This window comes from Pseudomonas sp. 3-2, assembly GCF_019710535.1.
In the GTDB taxonomy this organism is placed as follows: Bacteria; Pseudomonadota; Gammaproteobacteria; order Pseudomonadales; family Pseudomonadaceae; genus Aquipseudomonas; species Aquipseudomonas pharyngis.
Genome location: NZ_CP081200.1, coordinates 102,765 through 122,500, shown reverse-complemented (window position 1 = coordinate 122,500; position 19,736 = coordinate 102,765). Strand labels below are relative to the sequence as shown.

Below are 19,736 nucleotides of genomic sequence, written 5' to 3'. Positions count from 1 at the left end.
CTCGGCCGCGCCCAGCGCCCCCCAGGAAATGCCATAACGTGCGGAGTTGAGGCAGGTGAACGGACCTTTAAGACCACGTACATCCGGGAAGATGTTCTCTTCCGGCACGAACACGTTGTCCATGACGATTTCGCCGGTGATCGAAGCCCGCAGGCCAACCTTGCCGTGAATCGCCGGAGCGCTCAGGCCTTTCCAGCCCTTCTCCAGAACGAAACCGCGAATATCGCCAGCATCGTCCTTGGCCCAGACCACGAACACATCGGCGATCGGGCTGTTGGTGATCCACATCTTGGCACCAGTCAGGCTGTAGCCGCCGTCGACTTTGCGTGCACGCGTAATCATCGCGCCCGGGTCGGAACCGTGATTAGGCTCGGTCAGACCGAAGCAACCGATCCACTCGCCGGAAGCCAGTTTCGGCAAGTACTTCTGCTTCTGTGCTTCGGTGCCGAACTCGTTGATCGGCACCATCACCAGCGAAGACTGCACACTCATCATCGAACGGTAGCCGGAGTCGACACGCTCGACTTCACGGGCAATCAGGCCATAGCTGACGTAGTTGAGGCCGCTGCCACCGTACTGCTCGGGGATGGTCGCGCCCAACAGGCCGACCTCACCCATTTCACGGAAGATCGCCGGATCGGTCTTCTCATGGCGGAAGGCTTCAAGAACACGTGGAGCGAGGCTCTGCTGGGCGAATTGCTCGGCAGTGTCGCGGATCATGCGTTCTTCTTCAGTCAGCTGTTGATCCAGCAGCAGGGGATCGATCCAGTTGAAGCTAGCTTTACCGCCCATGAGTGAGTCCTCGCAAATCGGGTGAATTAACGTGGCATTGATCCTAGGCCCGCTTCGCTGTCCCGGCAAACGAGGATTTCGCATCCTGTTGTGCTAATTTCTCACTCCGAAACGTCGCGAAATGCCGATTGAGCGATGTATTAGTGAGGTTGACGTACATGCGCCGCAAGATCCCCAGCACCACCGCCCTGATCAGCTTCGAGGCCGCTGCCCGTCACGAGAGCTTTACCAAGGCCGCCGAAGAACTTTCCCTCACCCAGGGCGCCATTTGCCGACAGATCGCCAGCCTGGAAGATTTCCTCAGCGTCGAACTTTTCCGGCGCTCGCGTCGCGGAGTGAAGCTGACGGAAGCGGGGCTTTCCTACAGCCGTCGAGTAGCGACCCAACTCGATGCCGTAGAACGCGACACCCTGTCGGTGATGGGTCAGCAAGGCACCAATGTGATCGAGCTCGCCGTGGTGCCCACCTTCGGCACGCAATGGCTGTTGCCAAGACTGAAGGACTTCCAGCTCAAGCACCCGGAAGTGACAGTCAACCTGACCAACCGCACGCGCCCGTTCCTGTTTGCCGACACTGACTTCGATGCCGCCATCTACTTTGGCGATGCCGACTGGTCGGGTACCGAATCCCACAGGCTAATGGGCGAGAATCCGATGCCGGTGTGCAGTCCCGCCCTGCTCGGCAACAAGACGCATCTGACACCCGAGGAAATCGCCGATCTGCCGCTGCTCCAGCAAACCACCCGCCCGTACGCCTGGCGGCAATGGTTCAACTCGCAACACCTGAACATCCCACGCGACATGACAGGTCCGCGCTACGAACTATTCTCCATGCTGGCTCAGGCGGCCATGCACGACATGGGCATCGCGCTAATCCCACCGTTCCTGATTCAGCGCGAACTGGCCGAAAAACGCCTGGTGATTGCCAACCCGAACGCACTCTCCAGCATCAAGGCGTATTACCTGATGATTCCGGAGCGAAAGGTCGAATCGGCGTCACTCAAGGCATTTCGCGACTGGCTGGTGAACCAGGCACACAGTTACAACCTAGAAAACTAAAGGGCTCCATCGATTACTAACCCCGTAGTCAGGAAAATGAAAGCCCTACAGATATAACTATTTGTCGCAAATAGACAGACTGTATCCGAAAGTCGTACAGACGTCCCACAAGCGCCTGACGACGTGGCTTTGCGCCCTCATTCGCGACGCATTGCGGCCTATTCACGTCACCGATGAGAAAATTCTTCAAATTCATCCAGACTCCTTGAAAGGTACGGCCTGCAAGGGATTCAACTGGCCATCTGCGACATTCGGTCACGGGATGACTTGTAGTTAATTTTCCGTCACCCGTCATAATCCCTTGAAGGGCATAAACTTCGCCTGCAAAATGCCGCGCCCCGCCCAGATTTGGCGGGATCGTGCTGATCGGCCGCCCCAGTCGCACCATCCGTAGTGCATGGGTTTACTCAATAAGATCACGCAGGAGATTTGACGTGCACATTGGTGTTCCTCTCGAAACCCAGACCGGTGAAACACGGGTTGCTGCAACCCCGGAAACCATTAAAAAGCTGATCAGCCAAGGTCATAAGGTCACTGTGCAAACCGGCGCCGGCGTTAAAGCCAGCGTTGTCGACAGTGCCTATGAAGCGGCAGGCGCAACCATTGGCAGTGCCAATGACGCGTTTGGCGCCGAGCTGATTCTCAAAGTGGTCGCGCCAAGCGATGCCGAACTGACGCTGATCAAGCGCGGAACGGTGCTGGTGGGCATGCTCAACCCGTTCAACAACGACACCATCGCGAAGATGGCCGAGTGCGGGATTACCGCGTTCTCCCTGGAAGCGGCGCCACGTACCTCCCGGGCCCAGAGCCTCGACGTGTTGTCGTCCCAGGCGAACATTGCCGGCTATAAAGCCGTGCTGCTGGCTGCTCACTACTATCCGCGCTTCATGCCGATGCTGATGACCGCTGCGGGCACCGTGAAAGCGGCGCGCGTGCTGATTCTGGGGGCCGGTGTGGCCGGGTTGCAGGCGATTGCCACGGCGAAACGTCTGGGTGCCGTCATCGAAGCGTCCGACGTACGTCCGGCCGTGAAGGAACAGATCGAATCCCTCGGCGCCAAGTTCGTCGACGTGCCTTACGAGACCGATGAAGAACGCGAATGCGCGGTCGGCGTCGGCGGCTACGCACGCCCGATGCCGGCGAGCTGGATGCAGCGTCAGGCCCAGGCCGTGCACGAGCGCGCCAAGCAGGCTGACATTGTCATCACCACCGCACTGATCCCGGGCCGCAAGGCACCGACGCTGCTGAGTGCGGACACCGTCGCGCAGATGAAACCCGGCTCGGTGGTCATCGACCTCGCGGCAGCCCAGGGTGGCAACTGCCCGCTGACCGTGGCCGATCAGGTCGTGATCGAGAACGGCGTGACCATCGTCGGCCCGACCAACCTCGCCGGTGAAGTCGCCGCAGACGCCTCGGCGCTGTACGCACGCAACCTGCTGGACTTCCTGAAGCTGGTCTTCACCAAAGAAGGCCAGTTCGAAGTTAACCTCGAAGACGACATCGTCGCTGCGTGCCTGATGTGCCGCGACGGCCAAGTCATCCGCAAAAACGCCTAAGCAGGGATTCAGACGATGGAAGAGCTTATCTCCCCCGGTATCTACAACCTGATCATCTTCGTGCTGGCGATTTATGTCGGTTACCACGTGGTCTGGAACGTAACACCCGCGCTGCACACGCCTTTGATGGCAGTGACCAACGCCATTTCGGCGATCGTGATCGTCGGCGCCATGCTCGCTGCAGCCCTGACCGTCACCCCGCTGGGCAAGACCATGGGCACTCTCGCCGTGGCACTGGCCGCGGTCAACGTGTTCGGTGGCTTCCTGGTCACCCGCCGCATGCTTGAGATGTTCAAGAAGAAAGCCCCGAAAGCAAAAGAAGAGGCGCCTAAGTAATGAGCATGAACCTCGTCACGACGCTCTACCTGATCGCGTCGATCTGCTTCATCCAGGCCCTCAAGGGTTTGTCGCACCCGACCACGTCGCGCCGCGGCAACCTGTTCGGCATGCTCGGCATGGCGCTGGCAATCATCACCACGGTCGGCCTCATCTATAAGCTGGGCGCTGAGCTGGCGACCGCAGGCATCGGTTACGTGATCGTCGGCCTGCTGATCGGCGGCACCGCCGGTTCGATCATGGCCAAGCGCGTTGAAATGACCAAGATGCCGGAACTGGTTGCGTTCATGCACAGCATGATCGGTCTGGCAGCGGTGTTCATCGCCATTGCGGCGGTGGTCGAGCCGCAGTCGCTGGGCATCGTCAAGCAACTGGGTGACTCGATCCCGGCGGGTAACCGTCTGGAGCTGTTCCTCGGCGCAGCCATCGGTGCAATCACCTTCTCCGGTTCGGTGATCGCCTTCGGCAAGCTGTCGGGCAAATACAAGTTCCGTCTGTTCCAGGGTGCACCGGTACAGTTCAGCGGTCAGCACAAGCTGAACGCGGTACTGGGGCTGGCGACGCTGATCCTCGGTGTTACCTTCATGTTGACCGGCAACCTCGCCGCGTTCGCCCTGATGCTGGCTCTGGCGTTCGTCATGGGCGTGCTGATCATCATCCCGATCGGCGGCGCCGACATGCCGGTGGTGGTGTCGATGCTCAACAGCTATTCCGGCTGGGCAGCGGCGGGTATCGGCTTCTCGCTGAACAACTCGATGCTGATCATTGCCGGCTCGCTGGTGGGTTCGAGCGGTGCGATCCTCTCGTACATCATGTGCAAGGCGATGAACCGTTCCTTCTTTAATGTATTGCTCGGCGGTTTCGGCAATACAGCAGACGCCGGTCCTGCCGGTGAGAAGGAAGCCCGTCCGGTGAAATCCGGTTCGGCTGACGACGCGACGTTCCTGCTGACCAACGCCGACACCGTGATCATCGTTCCGGGTTACGGCCTGGCGGTGGCCCGTGCACAGCACGCATTGAAAGAGCTGACAGAGAAGCTGACCCACCATGGCGTGACCGTGAAATACGCGATCCACCCGGTGGCCGGTCGGATGCCTGGCCACATGAACGTACTGCTGGCCGAGGCCGAAGTGCCGTACGACCAGGTGTTCGAGATGGAAGACATCAACTCCGAGTTCGGTCAGGCCGACGTGGTGCTGGTGCTCGGCGCCAACGACGTGGTGAACCCGGCCGCCAAGAACGATCCGAAATCGCCGATTGCCGGCATGCCGATCCTCGAAGCGTTCAAGGCCAAGACCATCATCGTCAACAAGCGCTCGATGGCCAGCGGCTATGCCGGTCTGGACAACGAACTGTTCTACCTGGACAAGACCATGATGGTGTTCGGCGACGCGAAAAAAGTCATCGAAGACATGGTCAAAGCGGTCGAGTAACTCGCTCTCTGCTTACCGGACGCCCCGACTTGTCGGGGCGTTTTTGTTTGCGCAAACCGTCGGACAATTTGCCACGTTGTTGCAGATCCAGTAACGGTGTTTTACTTGAAACCCGCTAAATAGACGCCTCGTTTGCGACCTTGGTAGCGGGACAGGCGCTCGCGAAATTCACTAGACTGCGCATCCTGCTACTCGCTGCCCGAGAAAATAATCCATGTACCGTGACCGTATTCGCCTGCCTTCGTTGTTGGATAAAGTGATGAGCGCCGCCGACGCCGCTGCGCTGATTGAGGACGGCATGACCGTCGGCATGAGCGGCTTCACCCGCGCCGGCGAAGCCAAGGCCGTGCCCCATGCGCTGGCCGAGCGAGCCAAGGTCACGCCGCTGAAGATCAGCCTGATGACCGGCGCCAGTCTGGGCAACGACCTCGACAAGCAACTGACCGAGGCTGGCGTGCTGTCCCGGCGCATGCCGTTTCAGGTCGACAGCACCTTGCGCAAGGCAATCAACGCCGGCGAAGTGATGTTCATCGACCAGCACCTGTCGGAAACCGTCGAGCAATTACGCAACCAGCAACTGAAGCTGCCGGACATCGCCGTCATCGAAGCCGTGGCCATCACCGAACAGGGCCACATCGTGCCGACCACTTCGGTGGGTAACTCGGCGAGCTTCGCGATCTTCGCCAAACACGTGATCGTCGAGATCAACCTGGCGCACAACGCCAACCTCGAAGGTCTGCACGACATCTATATCCCGACCTATCGCCCGACCCGCACGCCGATCCCGCTGGTAAAGGTTGACGACCGCATCGGCAGCACCGCGATCCCGATCCCGCCAGAGAAGATCGTCGCCATCGTCATCACCCAGCAGTCGGACTCGCCGTCCACCGTGTCCTCACCGGATGTCGACACCAAAGCCATCGCCGATCACTTGATCACCTTTCTCAAGCAGGAAGTCGATGCCGGGCGCATGACCAACAAGCTCGGCCCGCTGCAGGCCGGGATCGGCAACATTGCCAACGCGGTGATGTGCGGGCTGATCGATTCGCCGTTCGAAGACCTGACCATGTATTCCGAAGTGCTGCAGGACTCGACCTTCGACCTGATCGACGCCGGTAAGCTGAGCTTTGCTTCGGGCAGTTCGATCACCCTGTCTGAGCGGCGCAACAGCGACGTGTTCGGCAACCTGGAGAAGTACAAGGACAAACTGGTACTGCGCCCGCAAGAGATCTCCAACCACCCGGAAGTGGTGCGGCGTCTGGGCATCATCGGCATCAACACGGCCCTTGAGTTCGACATCTATGGCAACGTCAACTCGACCCACGTCTGCGGCACGCGGATGATGAACGGCATCGGTGGCTCGGGCGACTTCGCTCGCAACGCACACCTGGCGGTGTTCGTGACCAAGTCGATCGCCAAGGGCGGCGCGATTTCCAGCGTGGTGCCGATGGTCAGCCACGTCGACCATACCGAGCATGACGTCGACATCCTGGTGACCGAGGTGGGCCTGGCCGACCTGCGCGGCCTGGCGCCACGGGAACGCGCCCGGGTGATCATCGACAACTGTGTGCACCCGGACTTCCGCCAGGCGCTGAACGACTACTTCGACAAAGCCTGCGCGATCGGCGGCCACACCCCGCACATTCTGCGTGACGCCCTGAGCTGGCACATCAATCTGGAAGAAACCGGACGCATGCTGGCGGTGTAATCCGCACAGATTTTCCGCTGGCGCAAACACAGTTTCGCCAGCGGGATTTTGAAACCCACTGCAATCGTCAAAAACTGTACTGCTGTACCGGTCATTTCCTACGGCTTTTACCTACTCACATCATCGAAACCGGTCAAAATGCACCAAATAAGCGCAGACAGGTACAGTTTGCGCAATTTTGACCCGTACACCCCCTATAAACAGTTAACTGGTCACTCACAATACAGGTGAACTGTATCTAGAGAGTCTGGCCAAACGAGAGGATCATGGGCACCAGTTAAACCACTACCTAATCCCGCCACAAGCGGAAGGATGTCAACCATGGAACGTACACTCAGTTCCGAACTGTTCTTCGAAGACAAAGCTGTAAAAACCCAGGCTTCCCTGCCTCTGCGCGTTATCGCCAACCTGATGTTGTGGCAGCGCCGCATTTCCAGCCGCCACCAACTGGCTCGTCTGGACTCGCGTCTGCTGGCCGATGCCGGTATCAGCGAAGCACAACGCTACGAAGAGCTGAGCAAGCCGTTCTGGCGCTAATCAGCGTCGCTGGCTCTGGTCGCTAGACCCACCGCCAGCAACCCGAATTGAATAAACAAGACCCGTCGCGGGAAACCGCGACGGGTCTTGTCGTTTGTGGCCTGAGAAAACCGAGTAGCCACCCTTGATCATCGGACAGGTACAGTTCTCATAATTAAATGCAAGACAGGTACAGTTACGAGAAATCGGTTCAGGCCAGCATCCTGACCACTGTGCGAAGTTGCAACGGAAGCCTAAGCTCCATTCAGAACGTGGCGAATGCTGTGCAACTGGCGTCTGACCTTCAGACAAGCCACTTCTCAATACGGTTTATCCACAGGAGTTCCCCCATGTCCCGTCTTCGTCTTCTTAGCGCCGCCGCCCTGCTGGCCGTCGCTGCCAACGCCAGCGCAACCAGCTTCATCGTGACCACCGACGCCGTGGTTGGCGCGCTCAAGTCTTCTTCAGATGCCACCTCCGACGTTACTTCGTCCTTCCGTGACGACAAGATCGTGCTCGCTGCCCGTGACGACGCTGCCAGCTTCGTGGCCAGCGAAGGTGAAATCCGTGGCGTGAAACTGGAGAGCGCACTGGATCACATTCGTCATCAGGCTCCGCAACTGAACGCGACCGACGCACAGCTGGCCCAGGCCATTCTGACGATCTAAGCGACAGGGGCATCGCGGGACACGCCGGTCGTGTCCCGATGTTTCGGCGCTGGCTCTAGTCCGGGCATTGCGCTAGCCTTGGGACTCGCCAACAGTTGCCGAGTCCCATGCGTTTTCTTTCAAATCTGCTTATTCCTTCTGTACTGCTCACCGCCTGCTGGGTTCCTCTGGCAGACGCCTTCGATGTGTCCACACAGAACACCGTGGTCAGCGTCTGGGCTACGGGCATGGTTTCGTCCGCACCGTTCGACCGTAAACTGATCATCGCCGCGCACGACGATGCCGCAGCGTTCGTTGCCAGTGACGGCCAGATGCGCGGCGCACAGCTCGAATCTGCGCTGCATTACTTGCGCAAGAGCCGGCCAAAACTTCATGTCAGCGACCTTGAACTGGCACAGGCAATTCTCGTCCAATAGTCATCCCTGTCCTTTCGGAGTCGTTCCATGCGTAGCCCGCTGATTGCTGCCGCCCTTGGCCTGCTGTTGTTGGCCGATATGGCCCAGGCGCACACCCTGGTAGCCACCAGTAACATCATCGTCCGCGCCTCCCAGCGCACCATCGATTTCACCTCCGACACCACCACGTCGATTCGCGATTCGAAAATCATCCGCGAAGCCCATGACGACGCTGCCAGTTTCGTTGCCAGCGACGGTGATATCCGTGGTGCAAACCTGGAAGCGGCCTTCAAGACCTTGCGCACCCGCGTGCCGGAAGCCCGCGACGCCAGTGATCAGGTACTCGCCGAAGCCATCCTCGCACTGTGAGGTCACTCGGCGCCTGGCTGCTGGCCGGGGCGTTGTTGCTGTTTGGCAACAGCGCCCACGCCGGCCTGCAATTGCGGCTCAAGACCGATGGCTTGAGCCCCGCCCAACAACAGGCCAGCCAGGCGCTGCTCGATGAAGCCATGCAGGCGTTGCCGCCGAGCTTCATCGAACGCCTGGACCGGCGCATCGATGTCGGCTGGACCGACGACATGCCCGGCAACGCCTACGGTCAGGCGACCCTCGTCTCCGAGCTGGACCTGAACCGCAAACTGCTCGCCAGCCTCACCGACGGCAGTGCGGCGAAGGAAAAAACCAATCGCCCCCACGGCACCGTTCGCCGAGAACTGCTGGCCACGGTGCTGCACGAAATCACCCACATTTACGATCGCGCGCGCTTGTGGCCGGCGGCCGAACGCACGCTGATCCAGCGCTGCACCCGGCGCCACAACAGCGCCGGGCTGATCGGCATTCCCGATGAATGCCGAGGCCAGAACGGTCGGCGCTTCACCCTCAGCGATGATCCACGCCTGCTAGACCTCGCTGGCTGGCAGCAATACGTCGGGCGACGAGGAGAGCGGGAACAGCACAACCGGCAGATTGCCCGCAGCCCCGACCTCTACGAAATCTCCAGCCCGAAGGAGTTTGTCGCGGTCAACATGGAGTACTTTCTCCTCGACCCGAGCTACGCCTGCCGGCGCCCGGCGCTGTATCGCTATTACCAGGAACACTTCGGCTGGGCACCGCCAGCAAAGGATGAATGCGCCAAAACCTTCGCTTTCCTCAATGCCGGCAACGACTTTGCCAAACAGCCTCTGGGCCAGGTCGATCCGGAGCGGGTGTACGCGGTGGATTACCTGTTGGCCGAAGCCAACCAGAACTGGGTCAGCCGTTGGGGCCACAGCATGTTGCGTCTGGTGATCTGCGCACCGGGCCGGCCACGCGGGCCGGACTGCCGACTGGATCTGGATCAGCATCTGGTGTTGTCGTACCGCGCTTTCGTCGGCGACGTGCAGCTGTCGAGCTGGGACGGGCTGGTCGGCAAGTACCCTTCGCGCCTGTTCGTGCTGCCGCTGGCGCAGGTGATCGACGAATACACCAAGACCGAACTGCGCAGCCTCGCTTCGGTGCCGCTGAATCTCTCGCGCAGCGAAATCGAGGGCGTTGTCGAACACGCCGCCGAAATGCACTGGAGCTACGACGGCAATTACTTCTTCCTCTCCAACAACTGTGCGGTCGAAGGCCTGAAGCTGCTGCGCAGCGGCAGCAACAATGCCCGGCTCACCGGCCTCGACAGCATCATGCCCAACGGCTTGCTGGAAGTGCTGAAGGGGCGCGGCCTGGCCGACACCAGCGTGCTCGATGATCCGAAAGAGGCGTTGCGCCTGGGTTATCGCTTCGACTCGTTCCGTGATCGTTATCAGGCGATGTTCGACGTTTTGAAGAAGCAATTGCCGATCAAGCAGACAACCGTTGAAGAATGGCTTTCGCTGTCCGCCGAAGAGCGTCGCCCCTGGTTCGAACGGGCCGACCTGCGCACCAGTGCCGCGCTGCTATTGCTGGAACAGGCCAGTTTCCGCCGCCAACTGCTGCTGGCTCAGGATGAGGTCAAGCAACGCTACCTCGGCGCCCGGGAGCTGGAGAACGGTGGCATGGACAAGGCCAACGCGACGTTGCAGCAAATTCTCGCCAACAGCGGCTTCCTCAGCCGACCGGCGGAACTGCTCGATTCCCGGGGTTATGGCCTGCCGCAACCGAGCGAGTTCAGCCGCCTGGAAGCCGAAAGCAGCCAGCGCCAGAAACAGTTGCTGGCACTGACCGGCGATCTGGATAAGGAAGTGCGCGCGCTGCTGGAGCCCAAACGAGCAGCCGAGATTGCGGCCAGCGAGGCCAACGTAAAGCAGATCGGCGAACATCTGCGCAAACTGCACAAAGCCTCGGGCGGATTGGAGTTGCCCTGAACAACAGCCCTGAAAACAAAAGACCCCAGCCCGTAAAGGCTGCGGTCTTTTTTATTGCCTGACGATCAGTACAGAACGCCATCCAACACTTCGTAAACGATCCCAGTGCCCACCGCGATCAGCACGATGTCACCGCCGGCACGACGCCATTCATAACCCGGGTAATACGGCAAACGACTCAAGGCCCGGTTATCCAGGCGCTCGCCGTAATAGCCATGGGGCAGCGGGCGGCCACGGACCAGATGGATGCCTGGAGGGGGCGGCGCACCGCGCACGAAATAGCCATGATTGTCACGGATCACCTGACGCACCGGGCCGAAATCCCGAGGCGGCGGGCCGCCGCGATGGTTGTTTTGCCAATCATGGTGATCACCACCGCGATTGTCGTAGTGGCCCTGCTGCGGGCCGCCGTGGTCGTGATCGTCGCGCGGATCGGCGCTGGCCAGCAGCGGCGTCGCGCTGATCATCAGCACGCCCAGACTGGCAATCAGACGTTTCGGCATTTTCATCGGGTCTTTCCTCACTGCACTGACAGCAAAAAGGGGTTCAGAACGTGGCTCTGAACCCCTCGGTCTTGCTCAATTAGTCTGTGCCGCGAGGCCCTAATTCCTCTGTATCAGGAACTTTACCTTCAGCTGACGCGAGCCTTACGCACGCCTTCGGACAGCGCCGAGCACAGGCTCAGCACGCCGTCGATGGCCTGGTCCGGCGTGGTCGCGTTGGCAATGTGATCGATCAGCGCCGAACCCACCACCACACCATCGGCCAGACGCGCAATGGACGCGGCCTGCTCCGGCGTGCGGATACCGAAACCGATGCTGATCGGCAGATCGGTATGACGACGCAGACGCGCCACCGCTTCCTCGACGTGTTCCAGAGTCGCCGCACCGGCACCGGTCACACCGGCGACCGACACGTAGTAAACGAAGCCTGAGCTGCCATTCAACACTTTCGGCAGACGCGCGTCATCGGTGGTCGGGGTGGTCAGACGAATGAAGTCGATGCCCGCCGCCTGGGCCGGGTCGCACAGCTCCGAGTTATGCTCCGGCGGCATGTCGACCACGATCAGGCCATCAACGCCGGCCTCTTTGGCTTCGGCGATGAAACGCTCGACGCCGAACTTGTGGATCGGGTTGAAGTAACCCATCAGCACCAGCGGGGTGTCGCTGTTGTCCTGGCGGAACTCGCGAACCATTTGCAGGGTTTTCGTCAGGTTCTGCTTGGCGCCCAAGGCGCGGATGTTCGCCAGCTGAATCGCCGGGCCGTCGGCCATCGGGTCGGTGAACGGCATGCCCAGTTCGATCACATCGGCACCGGCTTTCGGCAGGCCTTTGAGGATCGCCAGCGAGGTGTCGTAGTCCGGGTCGCCAGCGGTGACGAAGGTCACGAGGGCAGCGCGGTTCTGTTCCTTGAGTTCGGCAAAGCGGGTTTGCAGGCGGCTCATCAGTGTTTCTCCTGCTTCGATTGCTCTTGTTGAGAGTGTTCCATGTGGTGCATGACGGTCTGCATGTCTTTGTCGCCGCGGCCGGACAGGTTGACCACCATCAGGTGATCCTTCGGCAGTTTCGGTGCGCGTTTGAAGACTTCGGCCAGGGCGTGGGCGCTTTCCAGTGCCGGGATGATCCCTTCCAGACGGCAGCATTGGTGGAACGCAGCGAGGGCTTCGTCGTCGGTCACCGAGGTGTACTGGACGCGGCCGATGTCATGCAACCACGCGTGCTCAGGGCCGATGCCCGGATAGTCGAGGCCGGCGGAAATCGAGTGGGCGTCGATGATCTGGCCATCGTCGTCCTGCAGCAGGAAGGTGCGGTTGCCGTGCAGCACACCCGGTACACCGCCGTTGAGGCTGGCCGCGTGTTTGCCGGTCTCGATGCCGTAACCGGCGGCTTCGACGCCGATGATCTCGACGCTCTTGTCGTCGAGGAACGGGTGGAACAGGCCCATGGCGTTGGAACCGCCACCGATGCACGCCACCAGGCTGTCCGGCAGGCGGCCTTCCTGGGCTTGCAGCTGATCGCGGGTTTCCTTGCCGATTACGGCCTGGAAGTCGCGAACCATGGCTGGATAAGGGTGCGGACCGGCCACGGTGCCGATCAGGTAGAAGGTGCTGTCGACGTTGGTCACCCAGTCACGCAGCGCTTCGTTCATTGCGTCTTTCAGGGTGCCGGTGCCGGCGACCACCGGGATCACCTCGGCGCCCAGCAGCTTCATGCGGAACACGTTGGCCTGCTGGCGCTCGATGTCGGTGGTGCCCATGTAGATCACGCAATCCAGACCGAAACGCGCAGCCACGGTGGCGGTGGCTACGCCGTGCATGCCGGCTCCGGTCTCGGCGATGATGCGTTTCTTGCCCATGCGCCGCGCCAGCAGGATCTGGCCGATACAGTTGTTGATCTTGTGCGCGCCGGTGTGGTTCAGCTCTTCGCGCTTGAGGTAGATCTTGGCGCCACCGCAGAACTCGGTCAGGCGCTCGGCGAAATACAGCGGGCTCGGACGTCCGACGTAGTCACGCTGGAAGTAGGCCAATTCCTCTTTGAACGCCGGATCTTCCTTGGCCGCCTCGTATTCGCGGGCCAGATCGAGGATCAACGGCATCAGGGTTTCCGCGACATAACGGCCGCCGAACGAGCCAAACAGGCCGTTGGCGTCAGGGCCGTTACGCAGATCGGAGGTGTTCGAAGTCTGGGTCATGGTTCGCTCCAGCGGATTTCACGAGAAGACACTGGCGTTCACTCTACCCCTGACCTTCCAGACTGAAAACCGATAAGATCGCCACAACCTGTCAGGAAAACTCACAGATATCATGAGCCATGACCTTCCCCCGCTGAACGCCCTGCGCGCCTTCGAAGCCACCGCCCGCCTGAACAGCGTCAGCCAGGCTGCGGAGCAACTGCACGTGACTCACGGTGCGGTCAGCCGCCAGCTCAAGGTGCTGGAAGAGCATCTCGGTATCAGTCTTTTCGTCAAGGACGGTCGTGGCCTGAAACTCACAGATGCCGGCATCCGCCTGCGCGATGCCAGCGGCGAGGCGTTCGACCGCTTGCGCAGCGTCTGCGCCGAACTGACCCAAAGCACCGCCGATGCGCCGTTCGTGCTCGGTTGCTCCGGTAGCTTGCTGGCGCGCTGGTTCATTCCGCGACTGGGAAGGCTGAATGCCGATCTGCCGGATTTGCGCCTGCACCTGTCCGCCGGTGAAGGCGATCTCGACCCGCGTCGCCCGGGGCTGGATGCATTGCTGCTGTTCGCCGAACCGCCATGGCCGGCAGACATGCAAGTCTATGAGCTGGCCAGCGAGCGCATCGGCCCGGTCATGAGCCCGCTGTTCAGCGGCTACCAGCGCCTGCAATCGGCACCGCCCATTGCCCTGCTCGATGAACCCTTGCTGCACACGACTTCACGCCCGCAAGCCTGGCCGAGCTGGGCGCAGCAAAGCGGCCTCAACGCCAAGGCGTTGAAGATGGGGCAAGGTTTCGAGCATTTGTATTACTTGCTGGAAGCGGCCGTCGCCGGGCTGGGCGTGGCGATCGCGCCGGAACCGCTGGTGACCGAAGATTTAAAGGCCGGGCGCCTGGTCGCGCCGTGGGGTTTCAGCGAAACCCCGGCGCAACTGGCGTTGTGGCTACCCAAGCGCGCCGCGGACGGGCGCGCCCGGCAATTGGCGCAGTGGCTCAGGAACGAACTGCGCCAGGCGGATCACTCGCCGCGCTTGAACAGCAAGTAAGCGGCCAGCAGACCCAGCGCACCGACCGCCACACCGGCAGTCGTCCACGGGTGTTCCTGCGCGTAATCGCGGGTGGCAATCCCGGTCTCGCGGGTTTTGACTTTGACTTCTTCGTAGGCATCGCTGAGCAGGCTGCGCGAGTGTTTCAGCGCGCTTTCAGCGTTGCTCTTGAGCGCCTTGAGGGTCTTGCGCGACTCGTCAGAAGCGTCGTCCTTCAGGCTTTCCAACGACTTGAGCAGACTCTCGATCTCCGCTTCCATGCTTTGCAACGAGGCTTTGCGTAACGAGGTGTTGGCCATGGTGGCTCTCCTGCATTGTTGATGAGTGGCGTGTGTTGGTTGGGACTTCAGCGTTTCTGGAAAGTGCAGAAAATCTGAACTTCCATTCCCCCAAGTCGCCGAAATCAACACGGCAAATCGCTGCTAGGCTCAATTGCACACTTCAAGGAGAACACCATGAGTGACCATCACACCTACAAGAAAGTCGAGCTGGTCGGTTCGTCCACCAGCAGCATCGAAGACGCCATCAACAATGCGTTGGCCGAGGCCAACAAGAGCATCAAGCATCTGGAATGGTTTGAAGTGACCGAAACCCGCGGCCACATCAAGGACGGCAAGGCTGCCCACTTTCAAGTGACCCTGAAAGTCGGGTTCCGGATAGCCAGCAGCTGAGTTTGGTCTACGCTTCTGAACTTGCGCGCTGGCCGAGTGCCATAGGAATGGCAATGCGCTACGAGGTGAGTGCATCGAGCGAACGGCTCGATGCCCGCCTTAATTAATCCGACCAGGGAGTGCGACCGATGAAGAAGTTGATATTGGCAGTAGGTTTGTTGAGCCTTGCGGGTGGTGCGTTTGCTGCCGGCAAGCCCTGTGAAGAACTGAAGGCCGAAATCGCGGCCAAGCTGGATGCCAAGGGCGTTTCCGGGTATTCGCTGGAGATTGTCGACAAGGGTGCGGCCAGTGGCGGCAAAGTCGTCGGCACCTGTGAAGGCGGCGACAAAGAGATCGTCTACACCCGCGGCTGATCACGCCGGAGAAACAAAAGCCGACGCTATGCGTCGGCTTTTTTGTGCGCGGCTATCGGGCTCAGCCCCTCATGACCTGCGCCAGCAACTCGTAGGAATGCAGGCGATCGGCATGTTCGTAAAGGTCGCAGGTGAAGATCAGCTCATCAGCCTGGGTCTGTTCGATCAGCACTTCGAGTTTCGCGCGGATTTTCTGCGGACTGCCGACCATCGCCAGACCAAGGAAATCACCCACGGCCTCACGCTCGTGGGGCAGCCACAGGCCGTCCATGGTTTTCACCGGTGGGCGCTGCACCAGACTTTGCCCACGCATCAGCGCGAGGATTCGTTGGTACACCGAGGTCGCCAGGTAGTCGGCCTGTTCATCGGTGTCGGCTGCCACCAACGGCACACCGAGCATTACGTACGGCTTGTCGAGCACCGCCGATGGCTTGAAGTGATTGCGGTAGACGCGAATCGCCTCGTGCATGAAACGCGGTGCGAAATGCGAGGCGAAAGCGTAGGGCAAACCGCGCTCACCGGCCAGTTGCGCACTGAACAGACTCGAGCCGAGCAGCCAGATCGGCACGTTGGTGCCGGTTCCCGGCATCGCGATCACCCGCTGATCCGGCGTGCGCGGACCTAGAAAGCGCGCTAGCTCAGCCACGTCTTCGGGGAAATCATCAGCACTGCCGGAACGCTCACGACGCAAGGCCCGGGCGGTCATCTGATCGGAACCCGGCGCACGGCCCAGGCCGAGGTCGATACGTCCCGGATACAGGCTTTCGAGGGTGCCGAACTGCTCGGCGATCACCAGTGGTGCGTGGTTGGGCAGCATCACGCCGCCAGAGCCGACGCGGATGGTCGACGTGCCGCCGGCCAGATAACCCAGCAACACCGAGGTGGCGGAACTGGCGATGCCATCCATGTTGTGGTGCTCGGCGACCCAGAACCGCGTGTAGCCGAATTTCTCGACATGCTGAGCCAGGTCCAGCGAGTTGCGCAGCGACTGGGCCGGGCTGCCGTTCTCGCGCACCGGCACCAGATCGAGGGTGGAAAATTTTACGTCGGACAGTTGCTTCATAAACCTGCATCTCCGATTGAGGGCGCAGGTGTGTTCTTGGCGAACGCAAACCTGCCCAATTCATAAGCGTGTTCTGTGCAATGAGGGCATATACCCGAGTTTCAATAGCTGATCCGAAATTTCCTACTAAAAAAGTCAACGATTCACTTGGGCTGAACTTTGTTCCGGCGTCTATCCTCAGAAGCCTTGCAGGCAAAAACCACGACGGCGCGGCGTTTCGCGCCCGAATTGAAGGAGGCACACATGGCTATCGTGAAGAAGGCATCCGCGCATTGGGAAGGTGACCTGAAAACCGGCATCGGCTCGATTTCCACCGAAACCGGCGTCCTGCGTGAAGCGCCCTACGGCTTCAAGGCCCGCTTCGAAGGCGGCAAGGGCACCAATCCGGAAGAACTGATCGGCGCCGCCCATGCGGGCTGTTTCTCCATGGCGTTCTCGATGATTCTCGGCGACGCCGGGCTCAAGGCCGACAGCATCGACACCCAGGCTGAGGTCACGCTGGATCAGGTCGACGGCGGCTTTGCGATCACCGCAGTGAAACTGGTCCTCAAGGCAAAAATTCCGGGAGCGACCCAGGCGCAGTTCGAAGAGCTGAGCAACAAGGCCAAGGAAGGTTGCCCGGTGTCGAAGGTGCTGAATGCGAAGATCAGTCTCGACGCATCGCTGGTCAACTGACTGCCTTGAGCCGGATCAGAACCCGCCAGGCAAAAGTGTGGTCGAATAAATGACAGCAGCTTTCGCGCATCTTCGTGCGCGCTGCTTCGATGGAGCTTCAACCATGAAACGTTTTGCCTTGGCGGTTATCTGTGGCGTGCTGGCAACGTCAGCCTTCGCAGCGCCCAAAGACTGCGAAGAACTCAAGCAAGAGATCGAAATCAAGATTCAGGCGAACGCCGTGCCCTCCTACACTCTGGAGATAGTGTCCAAAGAGGAGGCGGAAAAACACGACATCGCCATGATCGTCGGCACCTGCGACAACGGCACAAAAAAGATCATCTATCAGAAGAACGACCGCTGATACGCCTCAGATGATGCAGTTGACTTCGCGATCCTCGGCGACGATTTCCCGCCTGTCGTTGTACAGGCGGGCACTCGGGGTGAAGGCCAGAGAGCGGCCTTCCAGCCTGTAACGCTGCCCTGCTTCGAAATGATCGTAGCGGATGGTCAGGTAGCACAGGCGCTCCACGGGGCCGGTCATCAGGCTGCCGCCTCCGCCGAACACTTCAAAGTCGAAACGCACCCGCAACTCATGGCTGCCGGGCGTAACCTGAAAGAAACGCCCATCAGTCAGTCGCTGGTTGTCGAGACGCTCGGCCATCAGCAACTTACCGCCCGGGGACGGCGTCGAGAACTCGACCCAGGCCATGTTCGGATCGACAGGGGGCAACGGTGTCTGGCAACCGGCGAGCAGGCTGGCGGCGAGCAACAGCATCAACGTGCGCATGATGGATGTCCGTGAGTTCGGACATCCAGCATAACGCCGATCAGGTTCGCTGGCAGCCCGCCGGCGTGCCCTGGCCCACCACGTTGCGTTGTTGATCGTAGAGTTTGGCCCACGGGCGGAAACCGATGCTTCCCGCCTGCAACTGATAACGCTGGCCAGCGTTGAAATCCTTGAATTTCACGTTCAACTGACAATCGCGCCACAGCGGCTCGGCATCCGGGCCGATGTTGGTCGCCTCGACCGGAAATTGATAACGCACCCTCAGCTCATGGCTGCCGGGCTGCACTTCGAAGTAACGATGATCGACGGCAGCCTTGTCGTCGACTTCCAGCGCCTGCAGCGCCGTGTCCTGTTGCCGGGCATCCAGATCGATCCAGGCTTGCGAGGGGTCAGGGGTCGGCATTCCGAATCCGGCACAACCGGCCAGCGTCAGCAAGCTTCCTGTCAGTATCAACATGCGCATAGCGGAGCTCCAATGGGCGGGATAGTCTTGGGCAGACTTTCCGGGGGGATTTCTTATTTTGATCAGGCCGCTTCCAAGCCATGGGTTACTTGATCGCGTTTTGCGGATTTTGTTTCCGGGTGTGATGATTTTGTTGCTCAACGGTTGCTCAAGCCTGAGCTATTACGGCCAGCTGGCCAGCGGTCAGCTGCAGCTTTTGCGGGCGCGGGAGCCGGTGGCCAAGGTGATCGCCGACCCGGCTCGCGATGCCAAACTGCGCACGCACCTGGCCCAGTCCCAGAAAGCCCGGGCCTTCGCCAGCAAACATCTGCACCTGCCGGACAACCAAAGCTATCGCCTCTACGCCGACATCGGTCGGCCGTTTGTCGTGTGGAATGTGTTCGCCACCCCGGAGTTTTCCCTGAGCCCGCAGAACCATTGCTTCCCGATTGCCGGTTGTGTGGCCTATCGCGGCTTTTACAGCCAGAGTGCGGCGCGGGGCGAAGCCGCGATTCAGCGCCTGCAAGGCATGGACGTGTCGATCGGCGGCGTCGAGGCCTATTCGACCCTGGGCTGGTTCAATGACCCGATCCTCAATTCGATGATGGGCTGGGGCGACGAGCGTCTGGCAACGCTGATCTTCCATGAACTGGCTCACCAGCGTTTCTATGTGAAGGACGACACCGAGTTCAACGAGTCCTTCGCGACCTTCGTCGAGCAGGAAGGTACGCGGCAGTGGCGAGCGTTTCGGGGCTTACCCCCGGAAAACGACTCGAAGCTCAAGCAGCGGGATCAGTTCATTCAGCTGATCCTCGACACCCGTTCACGCCTCGAAAAACTCTATGCACAACCATTGGCGACAGCGCAGATGCGCGAGCGCAAGGCCGCGGAATTCGAACGGTTTCGACACGACTACCGAACAATGCGCGATAGCCAGTGGGCCGGCGACAAACGCTATGACGCCTGGGTCAATGCGCCGTTGAACAACGCGCGGCTGCTGCCGTTCGGGCTTTATGACCAGTGGGTGCCGGCGTTTGCGGCGTTGTTCAGGCAGGTCGATGGAGATTGGCTTAGGTTTTATGCGCAGGTGGAGAGGTTGGGTGAGTTGCCGGCGACTGAGCGCAAAGCGGCGCTGAAAGCGTTGGTAGATTCGAAAGTCTGAGTGGCTGAAAGGTCCTGTTCGCGAGCAAGCCCGCTCCCACATTAAGTCTGTGCTCAACACAAAACCAATGTGAGAGCGGGCTTGCTCGCGA

Annotated in this window: 24 protein-coding genes (1 of these 24 only partly in view); 16 read left to right on the top strand and 8 right to left on the bottom strand. The window is 60.4% G+C overall.

The genetic code is table 11. From position 1 onward, the window contains the following. Positions 1–792, bottom strand: partial view of an acyl-CoA dehydrogenase gene (locus tag K3819_RS00600; RefSeq protein WP_007953903.1) — the 5' portion only. Its footprint begins 390 nt before the window's first position; only the first 792 of its 1,182 coding nucleotides appear in the window; the start codon lies at positions 790–792; the stop codon falls past the left edge of the window. 158 nt (positions 793–950) lie between these two features. Between K3819_RS00600 and K3819_RS00595 the strand changes: the two genes are divergently transcribed. The 10 genes from K3819_RS00595 (at position 951) to K3819_RS00550 (ending at position 10,789) form a co-directional block, all read left to right on the top strand. Beyond that, positions 951–1,850 carry a LysR family transcriptional regulator gene (locus K3819_RS00595; protein ID WP_221398438.1) on the top strand — a complete coding sequence of 300 codons (900 nt, stop codon included), beginning with the start codon at positions 951–953 and terminating at the stop codon, positions 1,848–1,850. Positions 1,851–2,284: 434 nt separating this feature from the next. Next, on the top strand, positions 2,285–3,406 hold the full coding sequence (locus tag K3819_RS00590) for a Re/Si-specific NAD(P)(+) transhydrogenase subunit alpha (RefSeq protein WP_085613550.1): 1,122 nt from the start codon (positions 2,285–2,287) through the stop codon (positions 3,404–3,406). A 15-nt stretch (positions 3,407–3,421) separates the two neighbouring features. Further along, positions 3,422–3,742, top strand: coding sequence for an NAD(P) transhydrogenase subunit alpha (locus tag K3819_RS00585; RefSeq protein ID WP_003220416.1), 321 nt, complete (start codon positions 3,422–3,424; stop codon positions 3,740–3,742). Further along, positions 3,742–5,175 carry an NAD(P)(+) transhydrogenase (Re/Si-specific) subunit beta gene (locus tag K3819_RS00580; RefSeq protein WP_085613551.1) on the top strand — a complete coding sequence of 478 codons (1,434 nt, stop codon included), beginning with the start codon at positions 3,742–3,744 and terminating at the stop codon, positions 5,173–5,175. Before K3819_RS00585 ends, K3819_RS00580 begins: the two co-directional genes overlap by 1 nt. 214 nt (positions 5,176–5,389) lie before the next feature. Then, positions 5,390–6,883 carry an acetyl-CoA hydrolase/transferase family protein gene (locus K3819_RS00575; protein ID WP_064592552.1) on the top strand — a complete coding sequence of 498 codons (1,494 nt, stop codon included), beginning with the start codon at positions 5,390–5,392 and terminating at the stop codon, positions 6,881–6,883. Positions 6,884–7,204: 321 nt separating this feature from the next. Then, the gene (locus K3819_RS00570; protein WP_011331828.1) at positions 7,205–7,420 is read left to right on the top strand and encodes a DUF1127 domain-containing protein; all 216 of its coding nucleotides are present in this window, start codon (positions 7,205–7,207) and stop codon (positions 7,418–7,420) included. A gap of 329 nt (positions 7,421–7,749) precedes the next feature. Next, on the top strand, positions 7,750–8,067 hold the full coding sequence (locus K3819_RS00565) for a DUF2388 domain-containing protein (protein WP_007953908.1): 318 nt from the start codon (positions 7,750–7,752) through the stop codon (positions 8,065–8,067). A gap of 107 nt (positions 8,068–8,174) precedes the next feature. Next, positions 8,175–8,483, top strand: a complete 309-nt coding sequence (locus K3819_RS00560; RefSeq protein WP_085613552.1) for a DUF2388 domain-containing protein — start codon at positions 8,175–8,177, stop codon at positions 8,481–8,483. A gap of 27 nt (positions 8,484–8,510) precedes the next feature. Then, entirely contained in the window at positions 8,511–8,831 is a 321-nt protein-coding gene (locus K3819_RS00555) for a DUF2388 domain-containing protein (protein WP_039764795.1), read from the top strand. Then, positions 8,828–10,789 carry a DUF4105 domain-containing protein gene (locus tag K3819_RS00550; protein WP_221398437.1) on the top strand — a complete coding sequence of 654 codons (1,962 nt, stop codon included), beginning with the start codon at positions 8,828–8,830 and terminating at the stop codon, positions 10,787–10,789. The genes K3819_RS00555 and K3819_RS00550 overlap by 4 nt, the downstream gene beginning before the upstream one ends. Before the next feature lie 65 nt (positions 10,790–10,854). On the opposite strand, the gene K3819_RS00545 is transcribed toward K3819_RS00550, so the two are convergent. The 3 genes from K3819_RS00545 to trpB all read right to left on the bottom strand — a co-directional run bounded on the left by K3819_RS00545 (position 10,855) and on the right by trpB (position 13,480). After that, entirely contained in the window at positions 10,855–11,298 is a 444-nt protein-coding gene (locus K3819_RS00545; RefSeq protein WP_221398436.1) for an anti-virulence regulator CigR family protein, read from the bottom strand. A gap of 122 nt (positions 11,299–11,420) precedes the next feature. Then, the gene (gene trpA, locus K3819_RS00540) at positions 11,421–12,233 is read right to left on the bottom strand and encodes a tryptophan synthase subunit alpha (protein WP_201819613.1); all 813 of its coding nucleotides are present in this window, start codon (positions 12,231–12,233) and stop codon (positions 11,421–11,423) included. Continuing rightward, positions 12,233–13,480, bottom strand: a complete 1,248-nt coding sequence (gene trpB, locus K3819_RS00535) for a tryptophan synthase subunit beta (protein ID WP_064379337.1) — start codon at positions 13,478–13,480, stop codon at positions 12,233–12,235. The genes trpA and trpB overlap by 1 nt, the downstream gene beginning before the upstream one ends. A gap of 112 nt (positions 13,481–13,592) precedes the next feature. Here trpB and K3819_RS00530 point away from each other — a divergent pair, with 112 nt between their 5' ends. Further along, positions 13,593–14,510 carry a LysR family transcriptional regulator gene (locus K3819_RS00530; RefSeq protein ID WP_085613555.1) on the top strand — a complete coding sequence of 306 codons (918 nt, stop codon included), beginning with the start codon at positions 13,593–13,595 and terminating at the stop codon, positions 14,508–14,510. On the opposite strand, the gene K3819_RS00525 is transcribed toward K3819_RS00530, so the two are convergent. Further along, the gene (locus K3819_RS00525) at positions 14,483–14,809 is read right to left on the bottom strand and encodes a YqjD family protein (protein ID WP_011331820.1); all 327 of its coding nucleotides are present in this window, start codon (positions 14,807–14,809) and stop codon (positions 14,483–14,485) included. The genes K3819_RS00530 and K3819_RS00525 overlap by 28 nt on opposite strands. Before the next feature lie 156 nt (positions 14,810–14,965). Here K3819_RS00525 and K3819_RS00520 point away from each other — a divergent pair, with 156 nt between their 5' ends. Next, positions 14,966–15,181 (top strand): dodecin, encoded by a 216-nt coding sequence (locus K3819_RS00520; protein WP_007953919.1) that lies wholly within the window; start codon positions 14,966–14,968, stop codon positions 15,179–15,181. A gap of 128 nt (positions 15,182–15,309) precedes the next feature. After that, positions 15,310–15,534: a DUF1161 domain-containing protein gene (locus K3819_RS00515; RefSeq protein ID WP_085613556.1), complete on the top strand. Its 225-nt coding sequence runs from the start codon at positions 15,310–15,312 to the stop codon at positions 15,532–15,534. 61 nt (positions 15,535–15,595) lie between these two features. Here the strand turns inward: K3819_RS00515 and K3819_RS00510 are convergent, their stop codons facing one another. Further along, positions 15,596–16,597: an LLM class flavin-dependent oxidoreductase gene (locus K3819_RS00510; RefSeq protein ID WP_064592540.1), complete on the bottom strand. Its 1,002-nt coding sequence runs from the start codon at positions 16,595–16,597 to the stop codon at positions 15,596–15,598. Positions 16,598–16,840: 243 nt separating this feature from the next. Between K3819_RS00510 and K3819_RS00505 the strand changes: the two genes are divergently transcribed. Together K3819_RS00505 and K3819_RS00500 are read left to right on the top strand one after the other, a co-directional pair. Continuing rightward, complete coding sequence (locus K3819_RS00505; protein WP_221398435.1) at positions 16,841–17,272, top strand: OsmC family protein; 432 nt, start codon at positions 16,841–16,843, stop codon at positions 17,270–17,272. A gap of 103 nt (positions 17,273–17,375) precedes the next feature. After that, entirely contained in the window at positions 17,376–17,615 is a 240-nt protein-coding gene (locus tag K3819_RS00500; protein WP_221398434.1) for a DUF1161 domain-containing protein, read from the top strand. Between the two features lie 6 nt (positions 17,616–17,621). On the opposite strand, the gene K3819_RS00495 is transcribed toward K3819_RS00500, so the two are convergent. Continuing rightward, positions 17,622–18,041, bottom strand: coding sequence for a hypothetical protein (locus K3819_RS00495; RefSeq protein WP_221398433.1), 420 nt, complete (start codon positions 18,039–18,041; stop codon positions 17,622–17,624). Positions 18,042–18,081: 40 nt separating this feature from the next. Continuing rightward, positions 18,082–18,504, bottom strand: a complete 423-nt coding sequence (locus K3819_RS00490; protein WP_221398432.1) for a hypothetical protein — start codon at positions 18,502–18,504, stop codon at positions 18,082–18,084. 58 nt (positions 18,505–18,562) lie between these two features. Between K3819_RS00490 and K3819_RS00485 the strand changes: the two genes are divergently transcribed. Further along, entirely contained in the window at positions 18,563–19,645 is a 1,083-nt protein-coding gene (locus K3819_RS00485) for an aminopeptidase (RefSeq protein WP_221398431.1), read from the top strand. The last annotated feature ends 91 nt before the right edge of the window (positions 19,646–19,736 follow it).

What these genes read in the sequence shown, in the direction of transcription:
- K3819_RS00595 (WP_221398438.1), top strand. Translation starts at nt 951, where the DNA reads ATGCGCCGCAAGATCCCCAGCACCACCGCCCTGATCAGCTTCGAGGCC.
- K3819_RS00585 (WP_003220416.1), top strand. Translation starts at nt 3,422, where the DNA reads ATGGAAGAGCTTATCTCCCCCGGTATCTACAACCTGATCATCTTCGTG.
- K3819_RS00580 (WP_085613551.1), top strand. Translation starts at nt 3,742, where the DNA reads ATGAGCATGAACCTCGTCACGACGCTCTACCTGATCGCGTCGATCTGC.
- K3819_RS00575 (WP_064592552.1), top strand. Translation starts at nt 5,390, where the DNA reads ATGTACCGTGACCGTATTCGCCTGCCTTCGTTGTTGGATAAAGTGATG.
- K3819_RS00570 (WP_011331828.1), top strand. Translation starts at nt 7,205, where the DNA reads ATGGAACGTACACTCAGTTCCGAACTGTTCTTCGAAGACAAAGCTGTA.
- K3819_RS00565 (WP_007953908.1), top strand. Translation starts at nt 7,750, where the DNA reads ATGTCCCGTCTTCGTCTTCTTAGCGCCGCCGCCCTGCTGGCCGTCGCT.
- K3819_RS00560 (WP_085613552.1), top strand. Translation starts at nt 8,175, where the DNA reads ATGCGTTTTCTTTCAAATCTGCTTATTCCTTCTGTACTGCTCACCGCC.
- K3819_RS00555 (WP_039764795.1), top strand. Translation starts at nt 8,511, where the DNA reads ATGCGTAGCCCGCTGATTGCTGCCGCCCTTGGCCTGCTGTTGTTGGCC.
- K3819_RS00545 (WP_221398436.1), bottom strand. Translation starts at nt 11,298, where the DNA reads ATGAAAATGCCGAAACGTCTGATTGCCAGTCTGGGCGTGCTGATGATC.
- trpA (WP_201819613.1), bottom strand. Translation starts at nt 12,233, where the DNA reads ATGAGCCGCCTGCAAACCCGCTTTGCCGAACTCAAGGAACAGAACCGC.
- trpB (WP_064379337.1), bottom strand. Translation starts at nt 13,480, where the DNA reads ATGACCCAGACTTCGAACACCTCCGATCTGCGTAACGGCCCTGACGCC.
- K3819_RS00530 (WP_085613555.1), top strand. Translation starts at nt 13,593, where the DNA reads ATGAGCCATGACCTTCCCCCGCTGAACGCCCTGCGCGCCTTCGAAGCC.
- K3819_RS00525 (WP_011331820.1), bottom strand. Translation starts at nt 14,809, where the DNA reads ATGGCCAACACCTCGTTACGCAAAGCCTCGTTGCAAAGCATGGAAGCG.
- K3819_RS00520 (WP_007953919.1), top strand. Translation starts at nt 14,966, where the DNA reads ATGAGTGACCATCACACCTACAAGAAAGTCGAGCTGGTCGGTTCGTCC.
- K3819_RS00515 (WP_085613556.1), top strand. Translation starts at nt 15,310, where the DNA reads ATGAAGAAGTTGATATTGGCAGTAGGTTTGTTGAGCCTTGCGGGTGGT.
- K3819_RS00510 (WP_064592540.1), bottom strand. Translation starts at nt 16,597, where the DNA reads ATGAAGCAACTGTCCGACGTAAAATTTTCCACCCTCGATCTGGTGCCG.
- K3819_RS00505 (WP_221398435.1), top strand. Translation starts at nt 16,841, where the DNA reads ATGGCTATCGTGAAGAAGGCATCCGCGCATTGGGAAGGTGACCTGAAA.
- K3819_RS00500 (WP_221398434.1), top strand. Translation starts at nt 17,376, where the DNA reads ATGAAACGTTTTGCCTTGGCGGTTATCTGTGGCGTGCTGGCAACGTCA.
- K3819_RS00495 (WP_221398433.1), bottom strand. Translation starts at nt 18,041, where the DNA reads ATGCGCACGTTGATGCTGTTGCTCGCCGCCAGCCTGCTCGCCGGTTGC.
- K3819_RS00490 (WP_221398432.1), bottom strand. Translation starts at nt 18,504, where the DNA reads ATGCGCATGTTGATACTGACAGGAAGCTTGCTGACGCTGGCCGGTTGT.